The sequence below is a fragment of the Bacillus sp. NP247 genome, assembly GCF_018966865.1.
Lineage (GTDB): Bacteria > Bacillota > Bacilli > Bacillales > Bacillaceae_G > Bacillus_A.
The window spans coordinates 3,110,947-3,127,818 of the sequence record NZ_CP076653.1 but is presented as its reverse complement, the minus strand read 5'-3'; the positions used below and the strand labels follow the sequence as shown (position 1 = coordinate 3,127,818).

Sequence of the window (16,872 nt, the reverse complement as noted above, 5' to 3'; positions counted from 1 at the left end):
GAACAAGAGCTCATTATTCATTACGGGAATTATTGTCACCCGTTCTATAATGATGGAGTAAACCATTAATTTCACCGCCAAGTAAAATTACCCACCCTGTTAAATAAAACCATAACATTAAAATAATGATACCACCGAGACCACCATATGTATTGGCGTAATTCGCAAACTTATCTACATAATAAGCAAATGAGTACGATACCACAATCCATCCTACAGTAGCAAATAACGCTCCTGAAATGACTTCTCTTCTTTTTAATTTCCGATCTGGTGCAAACGTATATAAAAAACTAAACAAGGCAAATAGTACGAAGAAACTCGCTACTAACCGTGTAATACTCCACACGTAAGAAAAACTATCTGATAAACCGAGCGCTTTAAACACCGCTGCTCCAATAACTTGTCCGAATACCGGGACAATTAAAGCAAAGACAATCATAAAAATAATAGCTAATGTAAACACAATTGATAACGCTCTTGTTTTAATAAAAGATCGTGTTTCTTTCACATCATAGGCGCGGTTAAAAGCGTTCATAACCGCATTCACCCCGTTTGAAGCAAACCATAACATCGATAGTAAACCGAATGATAATAAACCACCATTTTGCTGATTTACAACTTTATCTACGTTTACTTCAATTAAGTTCATCGCATCATCTGGTACATAAACCTCTAATAAACTAAGCACATCCTCTGTTTGAATGGGAATAAATCCAAGAAGCGTAATTAAGAAAACGAGCCCAGGAAAAATTGCAAGCAAGAAGAAATAAGCGAGCTGTGCTGCCAAGCCCGCTACATCATCGCGCATTGTCCGGTCATATAAATCTTTTCCAAACGAATAAGTGCGATTTCTTCTCACCTTTTCTAAAATTTTTCTCATATATGTTTAAACGCTTTTCTTCTCTTCTTTATCCTGCTTTAACTCAATGTACGCTTCAGTTTTTTTTTCCTCTGCATTTGAGTCTTTCATAAATAATTCACGCGCTTCTTTCATACCGCCATCTTCAGCAACTACCGGCTCTTCTTCTGCTTTAAGCTCATCTACCTTTGGAGATACAGCTTGAATTTCAATCGTTTCTGGCTTTTCTTCTCGCTCAACTTTTCTCTTACTAAAAATTTCTTTCGTTTCTTTTAACGTTTCTACAACAGACGGCGTCAATTTTTTAATTTCTGCTACTTTCGCTTTCACTACATTGAAATCAGCGAGCTCGCGTCCTTTATCTGTAACAGTTTGCACTTTTTCTTTGATTTTCGCATTTTCACCAATTTCAATCATCTTTGTTTTTGCTTTTTCTGCCGTATTTTTTACTTTTTCACGGTTTTCTTTCTTTAACATAGATACAGCTACCCCTGCAGCTACACCAATCGCAATGTTTCGAGCAATATTATTTTTCTTTGCCATATTCCTTCACCCTTTCATTTCTTATATTAGAAAGTATTACTTTCTAAGCTTCCTCATATTCCTTGTTCATTTCGAATGAAAGCTACTAGCTTTGCACACCCTTCTGTTACAAGGTCATACACTTCTTGAAAGTTCCCTGTATAGTAAGGGTCAGGAACATCTGTCCAGCCACCGTCTGGACCAAAATCGGACAGCCTACCAATATAGCCTCCAGTTTTACCTAAACTTTTTAAATCCGCTATATTCTTGTTGTCCATGGCAATAATATAATCAAACTTTGTTAAGTCTTCTTTTTCTACTTGCCTTGCTTTAATTCCTTCAAAAGCGACTTCATTTTCTTTTAAAATTTTTTGTGTTCCTTTATGTGGTGGATGACCAATATGCCAATCTCCAGTTCCTGCAGAATCAATGACAAATTTCTCTTCGAGTCCCTCTTTTACGACAAGATTTCGAAAAATTGCTTCTGCCATTGGAGACCGACAAATGTTCCCAAGACAAACAAACAATACTCGGACCATATCTTTGTTTCTTCCCTTCTTGGTGCATTTATTACCATATACTTATATAGTATAAACAACCAATTATTAATTATAAAGGAAATCCCTACTAATTTAATAGGATTGAAAAGTTTCATTAACGAAAATGATAAAAAAATGTTAAGATAACCTTATGTTATTTTAAAGGGGGACACTTCGGTGAATTTATCCGTAAAATCAGAAGCAAACGTTGAATATATGGTAGAAGCTATTAAAGAAAAATTACGCATGGTTAATGCTGGAGCAATGAGAGCTGCTAACTTTAACGAAGAAATGTACGAGGACTTACGTGATATTTATGAGCACGTTATGAAACGTGAAACATTCAGCATTAGTGAAATGCAAGCTATTACCGAGGAATTAGGTACATTAATTAAAAAATAACAAAGAGCCTCACGTATTCGAGGCTCTTTTAATTTCAACAAATTCATGACAACTCTTCTCTTTTCCTCAGCACATTCTAAAATACTGTACAATGAAAGTAGAACCTCACCTTAGATTTTTTCTCCATACATACTACTCTAAAAAAATTGCCACACTACCATTGCTAACTGTTTTTACTGGGGGTGCTTACTTATGAGCAATTGGTACAGTAAGACGAAAAATCAAACATTAATCGACCTAGAAACAAATGAACAGCACGGTTTAACAGGTGAAATCGTAAATGAACGTTTAAAGCAATATGGTTCTAATGAATTAGCTACCAAACAAAAACGTACTTTATGGCAGCGTGTTTTCGCCCAAATTAATGACGTCCTCGTATATGTCCTTATTATCGCAGCCCTTATTTCCGCCTTTGTAGGAGAGTGGGCGGATGCAAGTATTATCGCACTCGTTGTCATTTTAAATGCAGTTATTGGTGTCATCCAAGAGTCCAAGGCCGAGCAAGCCTTAGAGGCACTAAAGAAAATGGCAACACCTAAAGCCATCGTAAAGCGAGATGGTGAACTAAAAGAGATTCCATCTGAGCACGTCGTTCCAGGTGATATCGTTATGCTTGATGCTGGGCGGTATATCCCCTGCGATTTACGACTTATCGAAACTGCGAATTTAAAAATTGAAGAATCTGCTCTAACCGGTGAATCCGTCCCTGTCGATAAAGATGCAGTCTACCACCCTTCCATGCAAAGTGATGAGCAAGTACCATTAGGCGATCAAAAAAACATGGCCTTTATGTCGACGTTAGTAACATACGGACGTGGCGTCGGTGTTGCTGTTGAAACTGGGATGAACTCACAAATTGGCAAGATCGCTACCCTTTTACATGAAGCAGACGATGATATGACACCGCTTCAAAAAAGCTTAGCACAGGTAGGAAAATATTTAGGATTTGTCGCTGTAGCTATTTGTGCTACTATGTTTCTCATCGGTTTTTTACAAGGACGAGATACGTTAGAAATGTTTATGACCGCAATTAGTTTAGCTGTTGCAGCTATTCCAGAAGGCTTACCAGCTATCGTTTCCATCGTTCTTGCAATTGGTGTTCAGCGTATGATTAAACAAAACGTTATCATTCGTAAACTACCAGCTGTTGAAGCTCTCGGTTCTGTCACAATTATTTGTTCAGATAAAACAGGTACATTAACTCAAAATAAAATGACCGTTACTCACTTTTATAGTGATCGCACATACGACCAGCTAGAAAATTTGAATGTAAATAATGATGTACACCGTCTATTATTAGAAAATATGGTTTTATGCAACGATGCTTCTTACGGTACCGACTCACAAACAGGGGATCCTACAGAAATTGCCCTTCTTGTTGCCGGAAGCTCTTTTAACATTCAAAAAGATCATTTAGAAAATAAACATGAACGTGTTAACGAATTGCCTTTCGAGTCTGATCGTAAAATGATGTCAACTGTACATACGTACGATGAAAGCTACTATAGCATGACGAAAGGGGCCATTGATAAACTTTTACCTCACTGTACCCATATCTTTATAAATAATAAACTTGAGGTCTTAACAGATTCTGATAAAAATCAAATATTAGAAGCTGCCGGGTCAATGTCGCAAGAAGCCTTAAGAGTACTTTCATTCGCATATAAACGATACAATTTAAACGATATGGATATAAATCATCTCGAAGAAAATCTCATCTTTATCGGTCTTGTCGGTATGATTGATCCACCACGTACAGAAGTAAAAGATTCAATTACAGAATGTAAAAAAGCTGGTATTCGCACAGTTATGATTACGGGTGACCATAAGGATACCGCCTTTGCAATTGCCAAAGAACTTGGTATTGCTGAAGAAAAATCTGAAATTATGATTGGAACTGAATTAGATAACATTTCAGACACAGAACTAGCAAGTAAAATTAATCACTTAAATGTCTTTGCTAGGGTCTCTCCAGAACATAAAGTGAAGATTGTAAAAGCATTACGTGCTAAAGGAAATATCGTTTCTATGACTGGTGACGGTGTAAATGATGCTCCATCTTTAAAACAAGCAGATGTTGGCGTAGCAATGGGCATTACAGGAACAGATGTCGCAAAAGGCGCCGCAGATGTAGTTTTAACAGATGATAACTTCTCATCTATTGTGAAAGCTGTTGAAGAAGGAAGAAACATTTATCGTAATATTAAAAAGTCTATTCTCTTCCTACTCTCTTGTAACTTCGGCGAAATTATCGCTTTATTTTTAGCCATTTTACTTGGCTGGGCGACACCACTACGACCTATTCACATTTTGTGGGTAAATTTAATTACAGATACACTGCCTGCATTATCACTTGGTGTTGATCCTGAAGATCCAGATGTGATGAAGGAAAAACCACGACATGCGAAAGAAAGCTTATTTAGCGGCAGCGTTCCTTTTCTTATTTTCAATGGGGTTGTAATTGGACTTCTTACTTTAACAGCCTTTATTGTTGGGGCAAAGCTCTATACAGGAGATACAAATTTATTTCCTCTCTTCCCAGATCAAATTGATGAAGATGCTCTATTACATGCTCAAACGATGGCATTTGTCGTTCTTAGTTTTTCTCAACTCGTTCATTCATTTAACTTACGTTCAAGAACGAAATCAATTTTTTCAATTGGGATATTTACAAATAAATATTTAGTCTTCTCACTTCTAATCGGTGTTCTTATGCAAGTGTGTATCATCTCCATCCCACCTCTTGCCAATATATTTGGTGTGCATGCATTAACAATGCGAGATTGGGGATTTGTTCTTTTGTTAAGTATCATCCCGCTTGTTGTGAATGAAATCATTAAATTATTTAAGAGAAAATAAAAGGCAATGAGGACTGTTCCTCATTGCCTTTTCATTTATCCTTGTAATTCTTTTTTGATGTTCTCTGTTAATGTAGCCATACGCTTACGACTTTCTTCACGCTCACGTTTATTTTGCTCTTCAATTTGTTGTGTTTCTTGCATACCTCTTGAAATAATGTTCCAAGTTTCCTCAAGTGTTTCCATCTTAATACTAGAAGAACCTGATAATCTCGCTACTTCCACACTTTGAGTTGCAATATTTTGTGCATTTTTCTTAAGTAATTCATTTGTACGGCGATCAAGTTCAGCCATAGAGTCCGCAACAAGTTTTTGACGTTTCGCATTTACCGCTTGAATGATACCATTTTTAAAAATAGGAATCGTTGTAATAAATGCTGTATTGATTTTACCGATTAATTTATTGTTACCGCGTTGAATCATACGAATTTGTGGCGCTGTTAATAGAGCAACCATACGTGCCTTTTCTAAATCATCAATACGTTGTTCTAAAATTTCGACAGAGTTTTTAAGCGATTCTAATTCAATACCTGCTAACTGATCATTATTACGTATGCGTTCTTCGTACATCGGAACTAACTCTGTATTTAAACGCTCTAATAACATTTCACCTGCTACTACGTATTTTTCTAAGTCTAAATAATACTTTAAGTTTTGCTCATATAAACCATCTAACGTACCAATTGATTTTTTCATTTCATCTTGATACTTCGTAATTTCTACGTATACTTTATCCATTTCGCGACCCATCGTCTGATACTTACTAAAGATTTGTTCAATCATTTTATCTGCTTTTTTGAACATACGTGAGAAGAAACCACTTTTCTCTTCAGCAAAGTCTTTACTATCAAATCTGTCCATAATTTTACCAAGCTGTTTTAATAATTCACCAGAGTCTTCTACTTTCGATAAAGACATTGTATGTAAAATTTGATCAGCGAAACGTGAAATCTCCATAGAAGGCTCTTTTCCAAGCTCGATTAATTCTAATTGGTCTTTAATGTCTACTGCATTATAAATACGTTGTACTTCAGCATCTTGTCTAAGTTGCAAGCGAACATCTTGTGCGGTTTGCTCATTCAATTCTGTTTTCGAATCTAGTACGACTGGGTTATTCATATGGTATTCTCCCTTTCCTTATAAAAATGGACGAAATAGTCCTTTTATTGTTTGTGATAAATTTTTATAGGCTGATGAACCATGAAATTCAAGATCGAAATTAACTTCTTCAAGCCAATGTGAATCAAATGCTCCTGATTCAATATACGGTTCAATATCGTTTCTCCCCGTTGGATTAAAGTGGAATACATCTACTCCAATTTGATTTAAAAATAGTAATAACACAGCATCAGAACGACTTAATTCTCCGCTCTTCTCATTATTAAATATAACAATTTTCGGTACTTCTTGCGAATAATCAAATTTCTCAAGCTGCTCTAAAATATTCGGTGGTATTTGAGAAAGCTGTGCGAAAACATACAGTGCTACATCTTGTTTCGTCTCTTTCGCAATTGGTTTACACATTGCACTTTCACACGTATGGATGATTGCTTCTGCAATACCATGTTGTAATCCTTCTGGTAAACGCTTATGTGGCCACCAATGGCTGTTCATAATTAAATCCGGATGTAACTTCCCCCCGCGGTCCAATGCATCTCGATAATGATATTGGAAATTCGCTTTTTGTTCTTTCGTAAACGGGAATGTATTAATTAAGAAACTGTTATCAAATGATGTAACAGCCTTTAATCGCTGAAAATATTCTTTATCATTCTTTGAAACGCCTGATATTTTTGCAAATAAAGAAGGAATATAAATATGCTTATTTTCAACAAAGAATGTTGGACGTACAAATGCCTTTTCTTTCGTAATTAAAAAGAGTTCATCGTACGTCGTTTTGAGCGTACGGGCTACAGGTGTATACGAACGGAATTGCCACGGTTTGTATAATAATGAATTATCGTGGTGAAGTACTTGCTCGATTTCTTTTGAAGCTTGATAAGCTACTGTTGCGACGCGTTCACGACGCCGATCAGGAAATGGTTCCAATGAAATACGGCCCGAATGAAATACGACAAAAGTCCTTCCTTCCTCATCTACACTCTCAAATCCATCTTTTCCTTCTGGGTGATAATAAAGCACATCGCAGCCGAGCATAATAAGAAAGTATAAGAAATATATACGACTCTCCGTCGCATCACCGTACCAAACGATACGCGGCATTTGTTTCTTATAATTAATGGTAGAGAACCATTTCGCTACGTAATTTTCACTTAATTTAATCATATCAATTAAGAAACGCCGGAATCCTTCTGTTTTTAAAGATTGATTATGTTGTTTCTCATACAATTTCAAGATAGAAATAAACGTCGTATGTATATAATGCTGTAAATCAGGATTGTCTACTTGCGGTAATAGTTGTTTCCCAGACAAATGTGCTACAAGCCTATTTACTGTAAGTCCATTCGGCGCTTCTTGATGTAATGCAAAAACTTCTTGAATATGGCGCAGTTTTTCGGGATCAATCACCTTATTTAAATTTTGTTCATGCAAAACTTCGATTCCTTTTGCTTCACTATAATCAAATAGCCCATTGAAATATTCATCTACATCATTAGGAACACCAAGAATGCGACTTGCTATGTAACTAAATTTCATCTCATTCTCTGTCAGTTCATATTGTGGGCGTTTCTCTAAAATCGCTTCAAATTGCTTTAAATCTGATTCATCTTTTAATGCACATGGTTGAAGTGTAAAACGTGAAAACACAACAGTTCACCTCCAAAAACATTTACGTTTTTTCTAAAGTCTCTCTTCTATTATAAACTATTTTTAGTTATAAAAAATGGGCGCTCGCATAACGAGCAAACCCATTTCAATTATTTATGTTCATTTTTAGTAGCTGCAACTTCTTCTTTAGCTTGTCCAGAATTCTTCATGTAGTGAAGTATAAATGTTGCTCCAAACGCTATAACTAAAATAATAAAGAACAGCGTATGACTTACTTCAATATGAATGACAGACAGTAGCATCTTTGCTGCAATAATTAAGATTAAAATATATGCTGTCGTTTCAAGTTCTGGAATACGCTCTAACAATTTTAAGAATACGCCAGCGATACCGCGCATCATTAAAATACCGAGCATTCCACCTAATAGTAAAATCCATACTTCATTCGATACACCAAATGCAGCAAGTACACTATCTACAGAGAATGCGATATCCATTAATTCAACCATCGCAACCGTTCCCCAGAAAACACCGAACATTCTGAAGAGAATACCATTTTGGTTCATACCATGGGCTTCCTCTTCTTCTGAAGTGCCTTTTCTTTTATCAATGAAATATTTAATTGATAGCCAAGCTAAGTAAAGCGCACCTAACACTTTTACCCATGCCAATTTAATTAAGAACATTCCGATTCCAATTGCAATAAAACGGAATACATAAGCTCCAATAAGTCCATAGAATAATGCTTTTTTTCGTTTTTCTTCTGGGAGATGTTTTACCATTACCGCTAACACAAGTGCATTGTCAGCAGATAATAACCCTTCAAGTACAACAAGTGTACCTATTAACCCCCAAGATACTGGATCTTGTAACACTTTAATCCACATGTCCAAGTCGAAAAACTGAGCATACGTATCAAGGATTCCTTGCAAAATACTCATCTTACCTTTATCCCCTATTCTTTGCTAGATTTATAGAAAGGTCAAAAAAAGGAAACGAATGTCGTTTCCCTTCTTATGCATCCAAGCCATACGCTTTTACAAGCGCACCTAATCCACCTTGGAATCCGCTTCCTACTGCACTAAACTTCCACTGTCCATTATGACGATATAATTCACAAAAGACAACTGCTGTTTCAATGGAGAAATCTTCCCCTAAATCAAAACGAAGAACTTCTTCGTTTGTTTCTTCATTTGCTAAACGAACGAATGCATTTGCAACCTGTCCAAAGTTTTGATTACGGCCTTCACCATCATAAATTGTAACTGTAATAGCAATTTTATGAACATCTGCTGGAACCTTTTTCAAGTCGACAACAAGTTGCTCATCATCACCGTCACCTTCACCTGTACGGTTATCTCCTGTATGTAAAACTGATTCACAAGGAGACTGTAAATTATTATAGAAAATAAAATCAGTTTCCTTCGTACATTTCCCGTTCACATCTAATAAAAAGGCAGATGCATCCAAATCGAAATCAGATCCACCATCATAAGATTTAATATCCCATCCAAGACCAATTACTGCTCTTGATAAACCTGGGCTTGTTTTAGCTAAATCAATTTTCTGTCCTTTTTGCAATTGAATAACCATATATATTCACCTCTATATTTTAATTTCAAAAAATATATCCATCAGTAAATACGCGTTTCACTAATGGATATATAAATCTATTACTCTACATCTAAACCAAAGTTATTACATAGAGAACCTAATCCACCTTGGAATCCACTTCCGATTGCATTGAATTTCCACTCACCTGCGTGACGGTATAATTCGCTTACTACTACAGCTGTTTCAATAGAGAAATCTTCTCCTAAATCGTAACGAATTAATTCTGCATTCTTTTCTTCATCCAGAATGCGTACGAAAGAGTTAGAAACTTGTCCGAAGTTTTGGCTACGGCCTTCTCCATCATAAATTGTGATTGTGAAGCAAATACGTTCGATATGTGCAGGAACATTTTTCAAGTCTATTTTAATTGTTTCATCGTCGCCTTCACCTTCACCTGTACGGTTATCTCCTAAATGCTCTACAGCACCATTTGCACCCTTTGGATTATTATAGAAGACGAAATCCTCTGCTCCTGAAACTTTACCGTTAGCACCTACTAAGAAAATACTAACATCTAAATCGAAATCGTTTTGTCCGTCATAACGATTCGTATCCCAACCAAGTCCTACAAGAACTTTCGAAAGACCTGGATTTGTTTTTGTTAAGTCTACCTTTTGTCCTTTTTTCAATGAAATTGATGCCATATAAGATTCCTCCTTGATTTATTTTATTGGTAACGTGATACAATCTCACTTAAGTTTTTATCTTGTGTTCCTTCTCCAACTGCTGAAAACTTCCATTCGTTTCCGTCTCGATACATTTCACCTGCAATTAGAGTCGTTTTGCCAGCATAATTATCCGATAAATTATAGCGTGCTAATTCTTCACCAGTTTGCGGGTTTTGAATACGAATATATGCATTACGAATCATCCCGAAATCTTGACGGCGATTTACACAGTCATAAATATTTACAACGAATACTAAACGATTAATACGGCTCGGAACTTTATGCAATTCTACGAAAATTGTTTCGTCATCACCAGCGCCTTCACCTGTTAAATTATCTCCTGAATGAATAATACTACCACAAGTAGAAAGCTTGTTTCCGAAGTAAACTAAATCGTTTTTGTTTAAAAAATGATCCCCTTCTAACATAACAACAGATGCATCACAATCTACATTCGGTTTACTTCCAAATAATGAAGACAGAAACCCACCTGATTGCCCAATTGGGTCCCAGCCCAAGCCAACCTGCAGTTTTGCTACTCTCGGTTGTCCTTTCGTTAAATCGATCTTTTGACCTTTTTCTAAAATAATAGGCATGAAGTTTCTTCCTTTCTACAAAGCATTTTCCAAGGCGGAAAATATTGTATTCTTCCCTTATATTGTAGCATTATTTATCTAGTGATAAAAAGGATAAATTCTCAGTTATATGAAAACATTCATATAATTTACTTATGATGATGTAAGAAGTGGTAAATGGCACCAATCATTCCTGCAGAATTGCCACTTTGCGCAAGTTTAATCTCACAATTACTATAAATATCTTGATTTAAGTATATTCCTATCTCTTCCTTCACTTCATTTAAGAAATCATCTCCTCTTTCAGTAATTCCCCCACCAATAATAATCATTTTCGGATTAAAAATATAAGCAAGGTTACTAATTCCAATCGCCAAATGTTTAAAGAAAATCTTCACGGCTTGAGTAACAGCGCTATCACCCTTATCATATAATTCGAAAATTATTTTACCATCCCACTCCTTTTCACCTTTATATCTTCGTACAAGATGAATTAATCCCGAAATTGAGGCAACCTCCTCAAAAGTATTCCCTTCTATTAACATGTTCCCCCATTCCCCAGCGCCAAACGAATGTCCACGGTATAATTCCCCATTTATAACAATTGCTCCACCAATGCCCGTTCCAAGCGTAAGCATAATAAAATCGCTTTCTCCCCTCCCTGTACCTTTCCATTTCTCGCCTAAGGCTGCACAATTAACATCATTTTCAATAGATACAGGAACCTTTAATACTTCTTGTAATCTCTCAACAATAGAAATATTAGCATAACGCGGAATATGATCCACACCTCCCGTTATAACTCCTTTATCAATATCAACAATTCCCGCTGTACTAATACCAATTCCGGAAATAGTATGTTCAGTCATTAACTTTTTTGATAAATATATAAGCTTTTGAACAATTTGTTCCCCGCCCAAGTGAATTTCTGTTGGGACTTTTTTATGCATTAGTACTACCCCTATTTCTGAAACAATTCCATATTTAATTTGCGTACCACCAATATCAAATGCAATATATTCTTTCATCCGTTGCCACTTCCTCTACTGTTATGAGTGTAAATTCTCCATCACTCTACTATTTGCAAGAAATTCACATTAACTCTTTTCTCCCTTTAGAAATACACCACCTTTTTCTATATATAGTTTTTTTTGCATAAAACTCTTTTTCCTATGAAATATTACAAAGGGGTGTATTTTAGATGGAACAATAATTTTTTCTTCAGGAGGAAAACAATGACAAAAATCTTCATTTTAGCATCAACACTTTCTTTATCCTTTTTTAGCGGCTTAAATATTGGTAATGCTGCAACTGAAAATTTCCACCCAATAACAAACGCTATTGTACAAAATAACGATAATTTAGCAGAAGGTAATTCAAAAGATAATAATAAACCTCCAGGAAACAATGATTCTCAGGACGATAGTGGTTCTGACGGAAACGGTTCTGGTGGCAATGGTTCTGGTGGCAACGGTTCTGACGGCAGTGGTTCTGGTGGCAACGGTTCTGGTGGCAATGGTTCTGGTGGCAACGGCTCTGGTGGCAATGGTTCTGGTGGCAGTGGTTCTGGTGGCAGTGGTTCTGGTGGCAGTGGTTCTGGTGGCAGTGGTTCTGGCGGCAGTGGCTCTGGTGGCAACGGTTCTGACGGCAGTGGTTCTGGTGGCAATGGTTCTGGTGGCAACGGTTCTGGTGGCAATGGTTCTGGTGGCAACGGTTCTGGTGGCAATGGTTCTGGTGGCAATGGTTCTGGTGGCAGTGGTTCTGGTGGCAGTGGTTCTGGTGGCAGTGGTTCTGGCGGCAGTGGCTCTGGTGGCAACGGTTCTGACGGCAGTGGTTCTGGCGGACATGGTTCTGGCGGTAGTGGTTCTGGTTCTGGTGGCAACGGTTCTGGTGGACATGGCTCTGGTGGCAACGGCTCTGATGGCAGTGGTTCTGGTGGCAACGGTTCTGGCGGCAGTGGTTCTGGCGGACATGGCTCTGGTGGCAACGGCTCTGGCGGTAGTGGTTCTAGTTCTGGTGGCAACGGTTCTGGTGGACATGGCTCTGGTGGCAACGGCTCTGATGGCAGTGGTTCTGGTGGCAACGGTTCTGGCGGACATGGCTCTGGTGGCAACGGCTCTGATGGCAGTGGTTCTGGTGGCAACGGTTCTGGCGGACATGGCTCTGGTGGCAACGGCTCTGATGGTAATCGAGTTAAGGGCGATAGTAGTTCGCAAGATGGAAAAGGCTCTCAAGAGGGCAATCGAGTTAAAGGCGATAGCAGTTCACAAGGTGGTAACGTAAAAGATAATGCGACAAAACAAGGTGATAAGTTACCTAATACTGCAGCGCATTATCCTGCATCTATTTTAATGGGACTTTCAACATTCCTAATTGGTATGTTATTGTTTATTCGCCGTAAAAATGCAAAATAAAGACCAACATCCTTCCATCTAAAAAATACATGAAACCAATATAAAACTAAAAAGGACTTTGGATTGCAGTTTATTATGCAACCCAAAGTCCTTTTGGCATCTATCAGAAAGAGTATTAATACGCTTTTCCCCAATAGACCATGTGCTTTGCTTCTTTACTACAGCAAATACATTCGCCAGCTAAATGTTCTTGTTCAAAAGGCATACAGCGTGAAGATACTCCAACTTCTTCTTTTAGTTTCTCTTCACAAGCTAGTTCTCCACACCACATCGCCTTAATAAATCCTTGCTTTTCATCAGCTGCTTTCTTCATCTCTTCGAAATTCGTCACACTATACGTATTCTCATCGCGAAATACTTTTGCTTTATTAAATAAAGAATGATGAATTTCCTCAAGTAATGATGGAATGCGTTCTTCTAATTGATCCATTGATATAAATTCTTTTTCTTTCGTATCTCTTCTTACAAGTACAACTTGATTCTTTTCAATATCCTTTGGACCAACTTCTAATCGAATCGGAATTCCCTTCATTTCATACTCATTAAATTTCCAGCCCGGTGTTTTATTGCTAGCATCTATTTTTACACGCGCAACCTTCTGAATACGTCCTTGTAACTCTGTTGCTTTTTCTAACACACCTTCTTTATGCTGAGCAATAGGTACAATAACAACTTGTAATGGTGCAACTTTTGGCGGCATTACAAGTCCGTTATTATCGCTATGAACCATAATAAGTCCACCTATCATTCTTGTTGATACACCCCAAGATGTTTGGTGTACGTATTGCCACTTACCATTACGATCTAAAAACTTAATATCAAACGCTTCTGAGAAGTTCGTTCCAAAGTTATGAGATGTTCCTGTTTGAAGTGCTTTTCCATCATGCATTAAACTTTCAATCGTATAAGTTGCCTCCGCTCCTGCAAACTTTTCTTTTTCTGTTTTTTGCCCTTTAATAACCGGAATCGCTAAATACTCTTCACAAAAAGCAGCATATAGATTTAAAATATTTAATGTTTCAATTTGAGATTCTTCTGCCGTTTCATGAATCGTATGACCTTCTTGCCATAAAAATTCAGTTGTACGAAGGAATGGTCTCGTCGTCTTCTCCCAACGAACTACTGAACACCACTGGTTATATAACTTTGGTAAATCATTATATGATTGAACAATTTTTGAAAAATGCTCACAGAACAAAGTTTCAGATGTAGGGCGTACACAAAGCCTTTCCGCTAACTTTTCATCCCCACCATGAGTAACCCATGCTACTTCAGGAGCAAATCCTTCAACATGATCTTTCTCTTTTTGTAATAAACTCTCTGGAATAAACATTGGCATGTACACATTTTCATGACCAGATTCTTTTAATTTTTCATCCATCACTTTCTGCATATTTTCCCATAATGCATAACCGTATGGACGTAAAATCATACAACCTTTCACACTTGAATAATCAACAAGCTCCGCTTTTTTTACAATATCGGTATACCACTGAGCAAAGTCTTCTTCCATCTTCGTAATGGCTTGTACTTGTTCTTTTACCATAGTCATTCTTCCTCCTTCTAGAAAATACAAAAAAGCCCGCGCCCCTAAATAGGGACCGAGCTTTGTCGGCGTTACCACCCTGATTCATACACAAAAAAATTGAGTATGCTCTCTTTTTGATAACGGGAATTTCCCGCTGCATATGCAGAACTCAAAGGTAGGTTCCATATCGTCTTTTAAGAATCTTCCAGCCAAAAGGATTCTCTCTCTGCAAAAAGGTAAGACATGTACTAGTCCTTTTTCATCGTTATAACGAAATAAATTTGTTGAATATCATAATATAAATTTCATTTCAAAACAAGTTAGAATTTTCTTATTTTTATACATTCTTTTCAATTATTACTGCTTTATACATAACTTTTCCGAACTATTTTTACAAGTTGATGAGCCACCATACCAATTAGTGTACCAATTAAAACGAAGAAACAAATAAACCCGTATCCCATTCCTTCCCATCCACCAATAGCGATCATTGTTACAGGAAAGAAAGCTAAACAAAGAAGTACTAAACTAAGTGCAAATATAATATCAAACTGTTTGTCTGGAAAACGTTTCTTTAGTAAATATGACATAAAAAATACAAGGAGAATCGTGACCCCACCAATGATGTAAAAGATACCAAATCCATCTAGCCAATCCATAGTATTCCCTCCTTCCATTCATTCCCTTATACTTATTATATGTTTAATTTTTCTGAAAATAAACAATAAAATTTTATTCAGAAATACTTTTTTATTACCAGGTATTAATAGCAATATATAAGAATAGGTTTTATATAATCAGGAGGGAAACTTTATGGATAAAGCATTAACAAATCACGTCATTATTTTATCTTTCGACTGCTTATCAGCTTTAGATTTTCCTATATTACAAAAACTACCTAATTTCCAAACTTTAATAAAAAGGGGCGCGATTGCGAAAAAAGTGGAGCCAATTTATCCTTCTGTAACATATCCAAGCCACTCAACAATCGTAACCGGTAATTATCCTAATAAGCATGGCGTTGTCAGCAATACATTACTTCAACCAGGACGTGAGTCACCAGATTGGCATTGGTATCGAAAGTCCATTAAAGGAACAACTTTATATGATGAAGCACGCAAAGCAAATTTAACGACAGCAGCCCTTCTATGGCCTGTTACTGGAAGAGCAAATATCGATTACAATTTACCAGAAATTTTTCCAAATAGACCGTGGCAAAATCAAATTTTAGTTTCATTATTTAGCGGTAGCCCGCTATATCAATTAGATTTAAATCGTCGCTTCGGCCATATACGAAATGGATTGTCACAGCCTGAGCTTGATGATTTCGTCCTTGCTTCTGCCGTACATACAATTCAGACGAAAAAGCCTAATGTTATGTTTGTACATTTTACTGATTTAGACACTCAAAGACATTACCATGGCTTCGAGTCCGAGGAAACAGTAGCTGCAATCCATAGACACGACGAACGCCTTGGAAAAATTATTCATGAATTAAAAGAAAGCGGGATATACGAAGAAAGTACAATTATTGCACTTGGCGACCATAGCGCTTTAAGTGAAAACAAAGCAATCCAATTAAATGTCCTATTCCGTCAAAAAGGACTTATATCCGTAAATAAAAGTGGAAAGTTACTAGATTGGAAAGCTTATTGCCAAAGCTGTGATGGATCTGCCTACGTACATGTAAAAGATAAAAATGATACTGAAACGATTAAAGAGATTCAACTTCTTCTTGAAGGGCTTCTTCAGGATAAACAAAATGGAATTGAATTTATTCTGCACGATGAAGATGCAAAAGAACGTGGTGCTGATGGTAATTGCTTGTTTATGCTAGAAGCCATGGAAGGTTATTACTTCATTGAAAATTATACAGGTGATTTCATAAAAGAAATTACTAAAAAGGATGTTACTTCTAGTAAGAAATATACATTTGGAACACACGGATATTCCCCAACAAAACCTAACTATGAAACAATTTTTATGGCTGCTGGGAAAGGCATTCAAAGTGGCGTTACAATCCCGTATATGAGACTGATTGATGAAGGTCCCACTATTGCTAGGTTACTCGGTTTGCACTTAGGTGAAACAGACGGAGCAATTGTAGAGGATTTACTTCAATTGTAAAGAACTGTGTATATATGTAAAAGTTATGTAAAAATC

At 36.8% G+C, this 16,872-nt stretch carries 16 protein-coding genes and 1 other annotated feature; of the genes, 4 read left to right on the top strand and 12 right to left on the bottom strand.

What is annotated here, in order from left to right; genetic code table 11:
• Positions 1-13 precede the first annotated feature (13 nt).
• Genes KPL75_RS16405 through KPL75_RS16395 form a run of 3 tightly spaced genes read right to left on the bottom strand, consistent with a single transcriptional unit; the run spans position 14 to position 1,920 of the window.
• Positions 14-880, bottom strand: coding sequence for a YihY/virulence factor BrkB family protein (locus tag KPL75_RS16405; protein WP_219917008.1), 867 nt, complete (start codon positions 878-880; stop codon positions 14-16).
• Positions 881-886: 6 nt separating this feature from the next.
• Positions 887-1,402, bottom strand: coding sequence for a DUF4075 domain-containing protein (locus tag KPL75_RS16400; protein ID WP_002010240.1), 516 nt, complete (start codon positions 1,400-1,402; stop codon positions 887-889).
• A 53-nt stretch (positions 1,403-1,455) separates the two neighbouring features.
• Positions 1,456-1,920 (bottom strand): low molecular weight protein-tyrosine-phosphatase, encoded by a 465-nt coding sequence (locus tag KPL75_RS16395; protein WP_219917007.1) that lies wholly within the window; start codon positions 1,918-1,920, stop codon positions 1,456-1,458.
• A 177-nt stretch (positions 1,921-2,097) separates the two neighbouring features.
• On the opposite strand from KPL75_RS16395, the gene KPL75_RS16390 reads away from it, so the two are divergent.
• Together KPL75_RS16390 and KPL75_RS16385 are read left to right on the top strand one after the other, a co-directional pair.
• A complete protein-coding gene (locus tag KPL75_RS16390; RefSeq protein ID WP_219917006.1) occupies positions 2,098-2,322 on the top strand; it encodes a DUF1128 domain-containing protein in 225 nt (74 codons plus the stop codon).
• A 192-nt stretch (positions 2,323-2,514) separates the two neighbouring features.
• A complete protein-coding gene (locus tag KPL75_RS16385; protein WP_219917005.1) occupies positions 2,515-5,181 on the top strand; it encodes a cation-translocating P-type ATPase in 2,667 nt (888 codons plus the stop codon).
• Between the two features lie 35 nt (positions 5,182-5,216).
• Here the strand turns inward: KPL75_RS16385 and KPL75_RS16380 are convergent, their stop codons facing one another.
• From KPL75_RS16380 to KPL75_RS16350, 7 genes are all read right to left on the bottom strand, one after another.
• Positions 5,217-6,299, bottom strand: coding sequence for a toxic anion resistance protein (locus tag KPL75_RS16380; protein ID WP_002029585.1), 1,083 nt, complete (start codon positions 6,297-6,299; stop codon positions 5,217-5,219).
• Positions 6,300-6,317: 18 nt separating this feature from the next.
• Positions 6,318-7,949, bottom strand: a complete 1,632-nt coding sequence (locus tag KPL75_RS16375) for a YceG family protein (protein WP_219917004.1) — start codon at positions 7,947-7,949, stop codon at positions 6,318-6,320.
• 110 nt (positions 7,950-8,059) lie between these two features.
• Positions 8,060-8,851 carry a TerC family protein gene (locus KPL75_RS16370; RefSeq protein ID WP_002091195.1) on the bottom strand — a complete coding sequence of 264 codons (792 nt, stop codon included), beginning with the start codon at positions 8,849-8,851 and terminating at the stop codon, positions 8,060-8,062.
• Positions 8,852-8,924: 73 nt separating this feature from the next.
• Entirely contained in the window at positions 8,925-9,503 is a 579-nt protein-coding gene (locus KPL75_RS16365) for a TerD family protein (protein ID WP_219917003.1), read from the bottom strand.
• An 80-nt stretch (positions 9,504-9,583) separates the two neighbouring features.
• Positions 9,584-10,168, bottom strand: a complete 585-nt coding sequence (locus KPL75_RS16360) for a TerD family protein (RefSeq protein ID WP_002029588.1) — start codon at positions 10,166-10,168, stop codon at positions 9,584-9,586.
• Positions 10,169-10,191: 23 nt separating this feature from the next.
• On the bottom strand, positions 10,192-10,788 hold the full coding sequence (locus KPL75_RS16355; protein WP_219917002.1) for a TerD family protein: 597 nt from the start codon (positions 10,786-10,788) through the stop codon (positions 10,192-10,194).
• Between the two features lie 128 nt (positions 10,789-10,916).
• Entirely contained in the window at positions 10,917-11,795 is an 879-nt protein-coding gene (locus KPL75_RS16350; protein WP_219917001.1) for an ROK family protein, read from the bottom strand.
• Positions 11,796-12,002: 207 nt separating this feature from the next.
• Here KPL75_RS16350 and KPL75_RS16345 point away from each other — a divergent pair, with 207 nt between their 5' ends.
• Positions 12,003-13,181, top strand: coding sequence for a cell wall anchor protein (locus tag KPL75_RS16345; protein ID WP_219917000.1), 1,179 nt, complete (start codon positions 12,003-12,005; stop codon positions 13,179-13,181).
• 115 nt (positions 13,182-13,296) lie between these two features.
• Here KPL75_RS16345 and proS read toward each other — a convergent pair whose 3' ends face one another.
• Together proS and KPL75_RS16335 are read right to left on the bottom strand one after the other, a co-directional pair.
• Entirely contained in the window at positions 13,297-14,727 is a 1,431-nt protein-coding gene (proS, locus tag KPL75_RS16340) for a proline--tRNA ligase (RefSeq protein WP_219921122.1), read from the bottom strand.
• A 47-nt stretch (positions 14,728-14,774) separates the two neighbouring features.
• Positions 14,775-14,981: a binding site (T-box leader), on the bottom strand.
• Positions 14,982-15,074: 93 nt separating this feature from the next.
• Positions 15,075-15,368, bottom strand: a complete 294-nt coding sequence (locus tag KPL75_RS16335; RefSeq protein ID WP_002151635.1) for a YesK-like family protein — start codon at positions 15,366-15,368, stop codon at positions 15,075-15,077.
• 154 nt (positions 15,369-15,522) lie between these two features.
• Here KPL75_RS16335 and KPL75_RS16330 point away from each other — a divergent pair, with 154 nt between their 5' ends.
• Positions 15,523-16,836 (top strand): alkaline phosphatase family protein, encoded by a 1,314-nt coding sequence (locus tag KPL75_RS16330; RefSeq protein ID WP_219916999.1) that lies wholly within the window; start codon positions 15,523-15,525, stop codon positions 16,834-16,836.
• Positions 16,837-16,872 lie beyond the last annotated feature (36 nt).

Bases quoted from the DNA above. Each gene is read 5' to 3' on its own strand.
- KPL75_RS16405 (WP_219917008.1), bottom strand. From the start codon at position 880: ATGAGAAAAATTTTAGAAAAGGTGAGAAGAAATCGCACTTATTCGTTT.
- KPL75_RS16400 (WP_002010240.1), bottom strand. From the start codon at position 1,402: ATGGCAAAGAAAAATAATATTGCTCGAAACATTGCGATTGGTGTAGCT.
- KPL75_RS16395 (WP_219917007.1), bottom strand. From the start codon at position 1,920: ATGGTCCGAGTATTGTTTGTTTGTCTTGGGAACATTTGTCGGTCTCCA.
- KPL75_RS16385 (WP_219917005.1), top strand. From the start codon at position 2,515: ATGAGCAATTGGTACAGTAAGACGAAAAATCAAACATTAATCGACCTA.
- KPL75_RS16380 (WP_002029585.1), bottom strand. From the start codon at position 6,299: ATGAATAACCCAGTCGTACTAGATTCGAAAACAGAATTGAATGAGCAA.
- KPL75_RS16370 (WP_002091195.1), bottom strand. From the start codon at position 8,851: ATGAGTATTTTGCAAGGAATCCTTGATACGTATGCTCAGTTTTTCGAC.
- KPL75_RS16365 (WP_219917003.1), bottom strand. From the start codon at position 9,503: ATGGTTATTCAATTGCAAAAAGGACAGAAAATTGATTTAGCTAAAACA.
- KPL75_RS16360 (WP_002029588.1), bottom strand. From the start codon at position 10,168: ATGGCATCAATTTCATTGAAAAAAGGACAAAAGGTAGACTTAACAAAA.
- KPL75_RS16355 (WP_219917002.1), bottom strand. From the start codon at position 10,788: ATGCCTATTATTTTAGAAAAAGGTCAAAAGATCGATTTAACGAAAGGA.
- KPL75_RS16350 (WP_219917001.1), bottom strand. From the start codon at position 11,795: ATGAAAGAATATATTGCATTTGATATTGGTGGTACGCAAATTAAATAT.
- KPL75_RS16345 (WP_219917000.1), top strand. From the start codon at position 12,003: ATGACAAAAATCTTCATTTTAGCATCAACACTTTCTTTATCCTTTTTT.
- proS (WP_219921122.1), bottom strand. From the start codon at position 14,727: ATGGTAAAAGAACAAGTACAAGCCATTACGAAGATGGAAGAAGACTTT.
- KPL75_RS16335 (WP_002151635.1), bottom strand. From the start codon at position 15,368: ATGGATTGGCTAGATGGATTTGGTATCTTTTACATCATTGGTGGGGTC.
- KPL75_RS16330 (WP_219916999.1), top strand. From the start codon at position 15,523: ATGGATAAAGCATTAACAAATCACGTCATTATTTTATCTTTCGACTGC.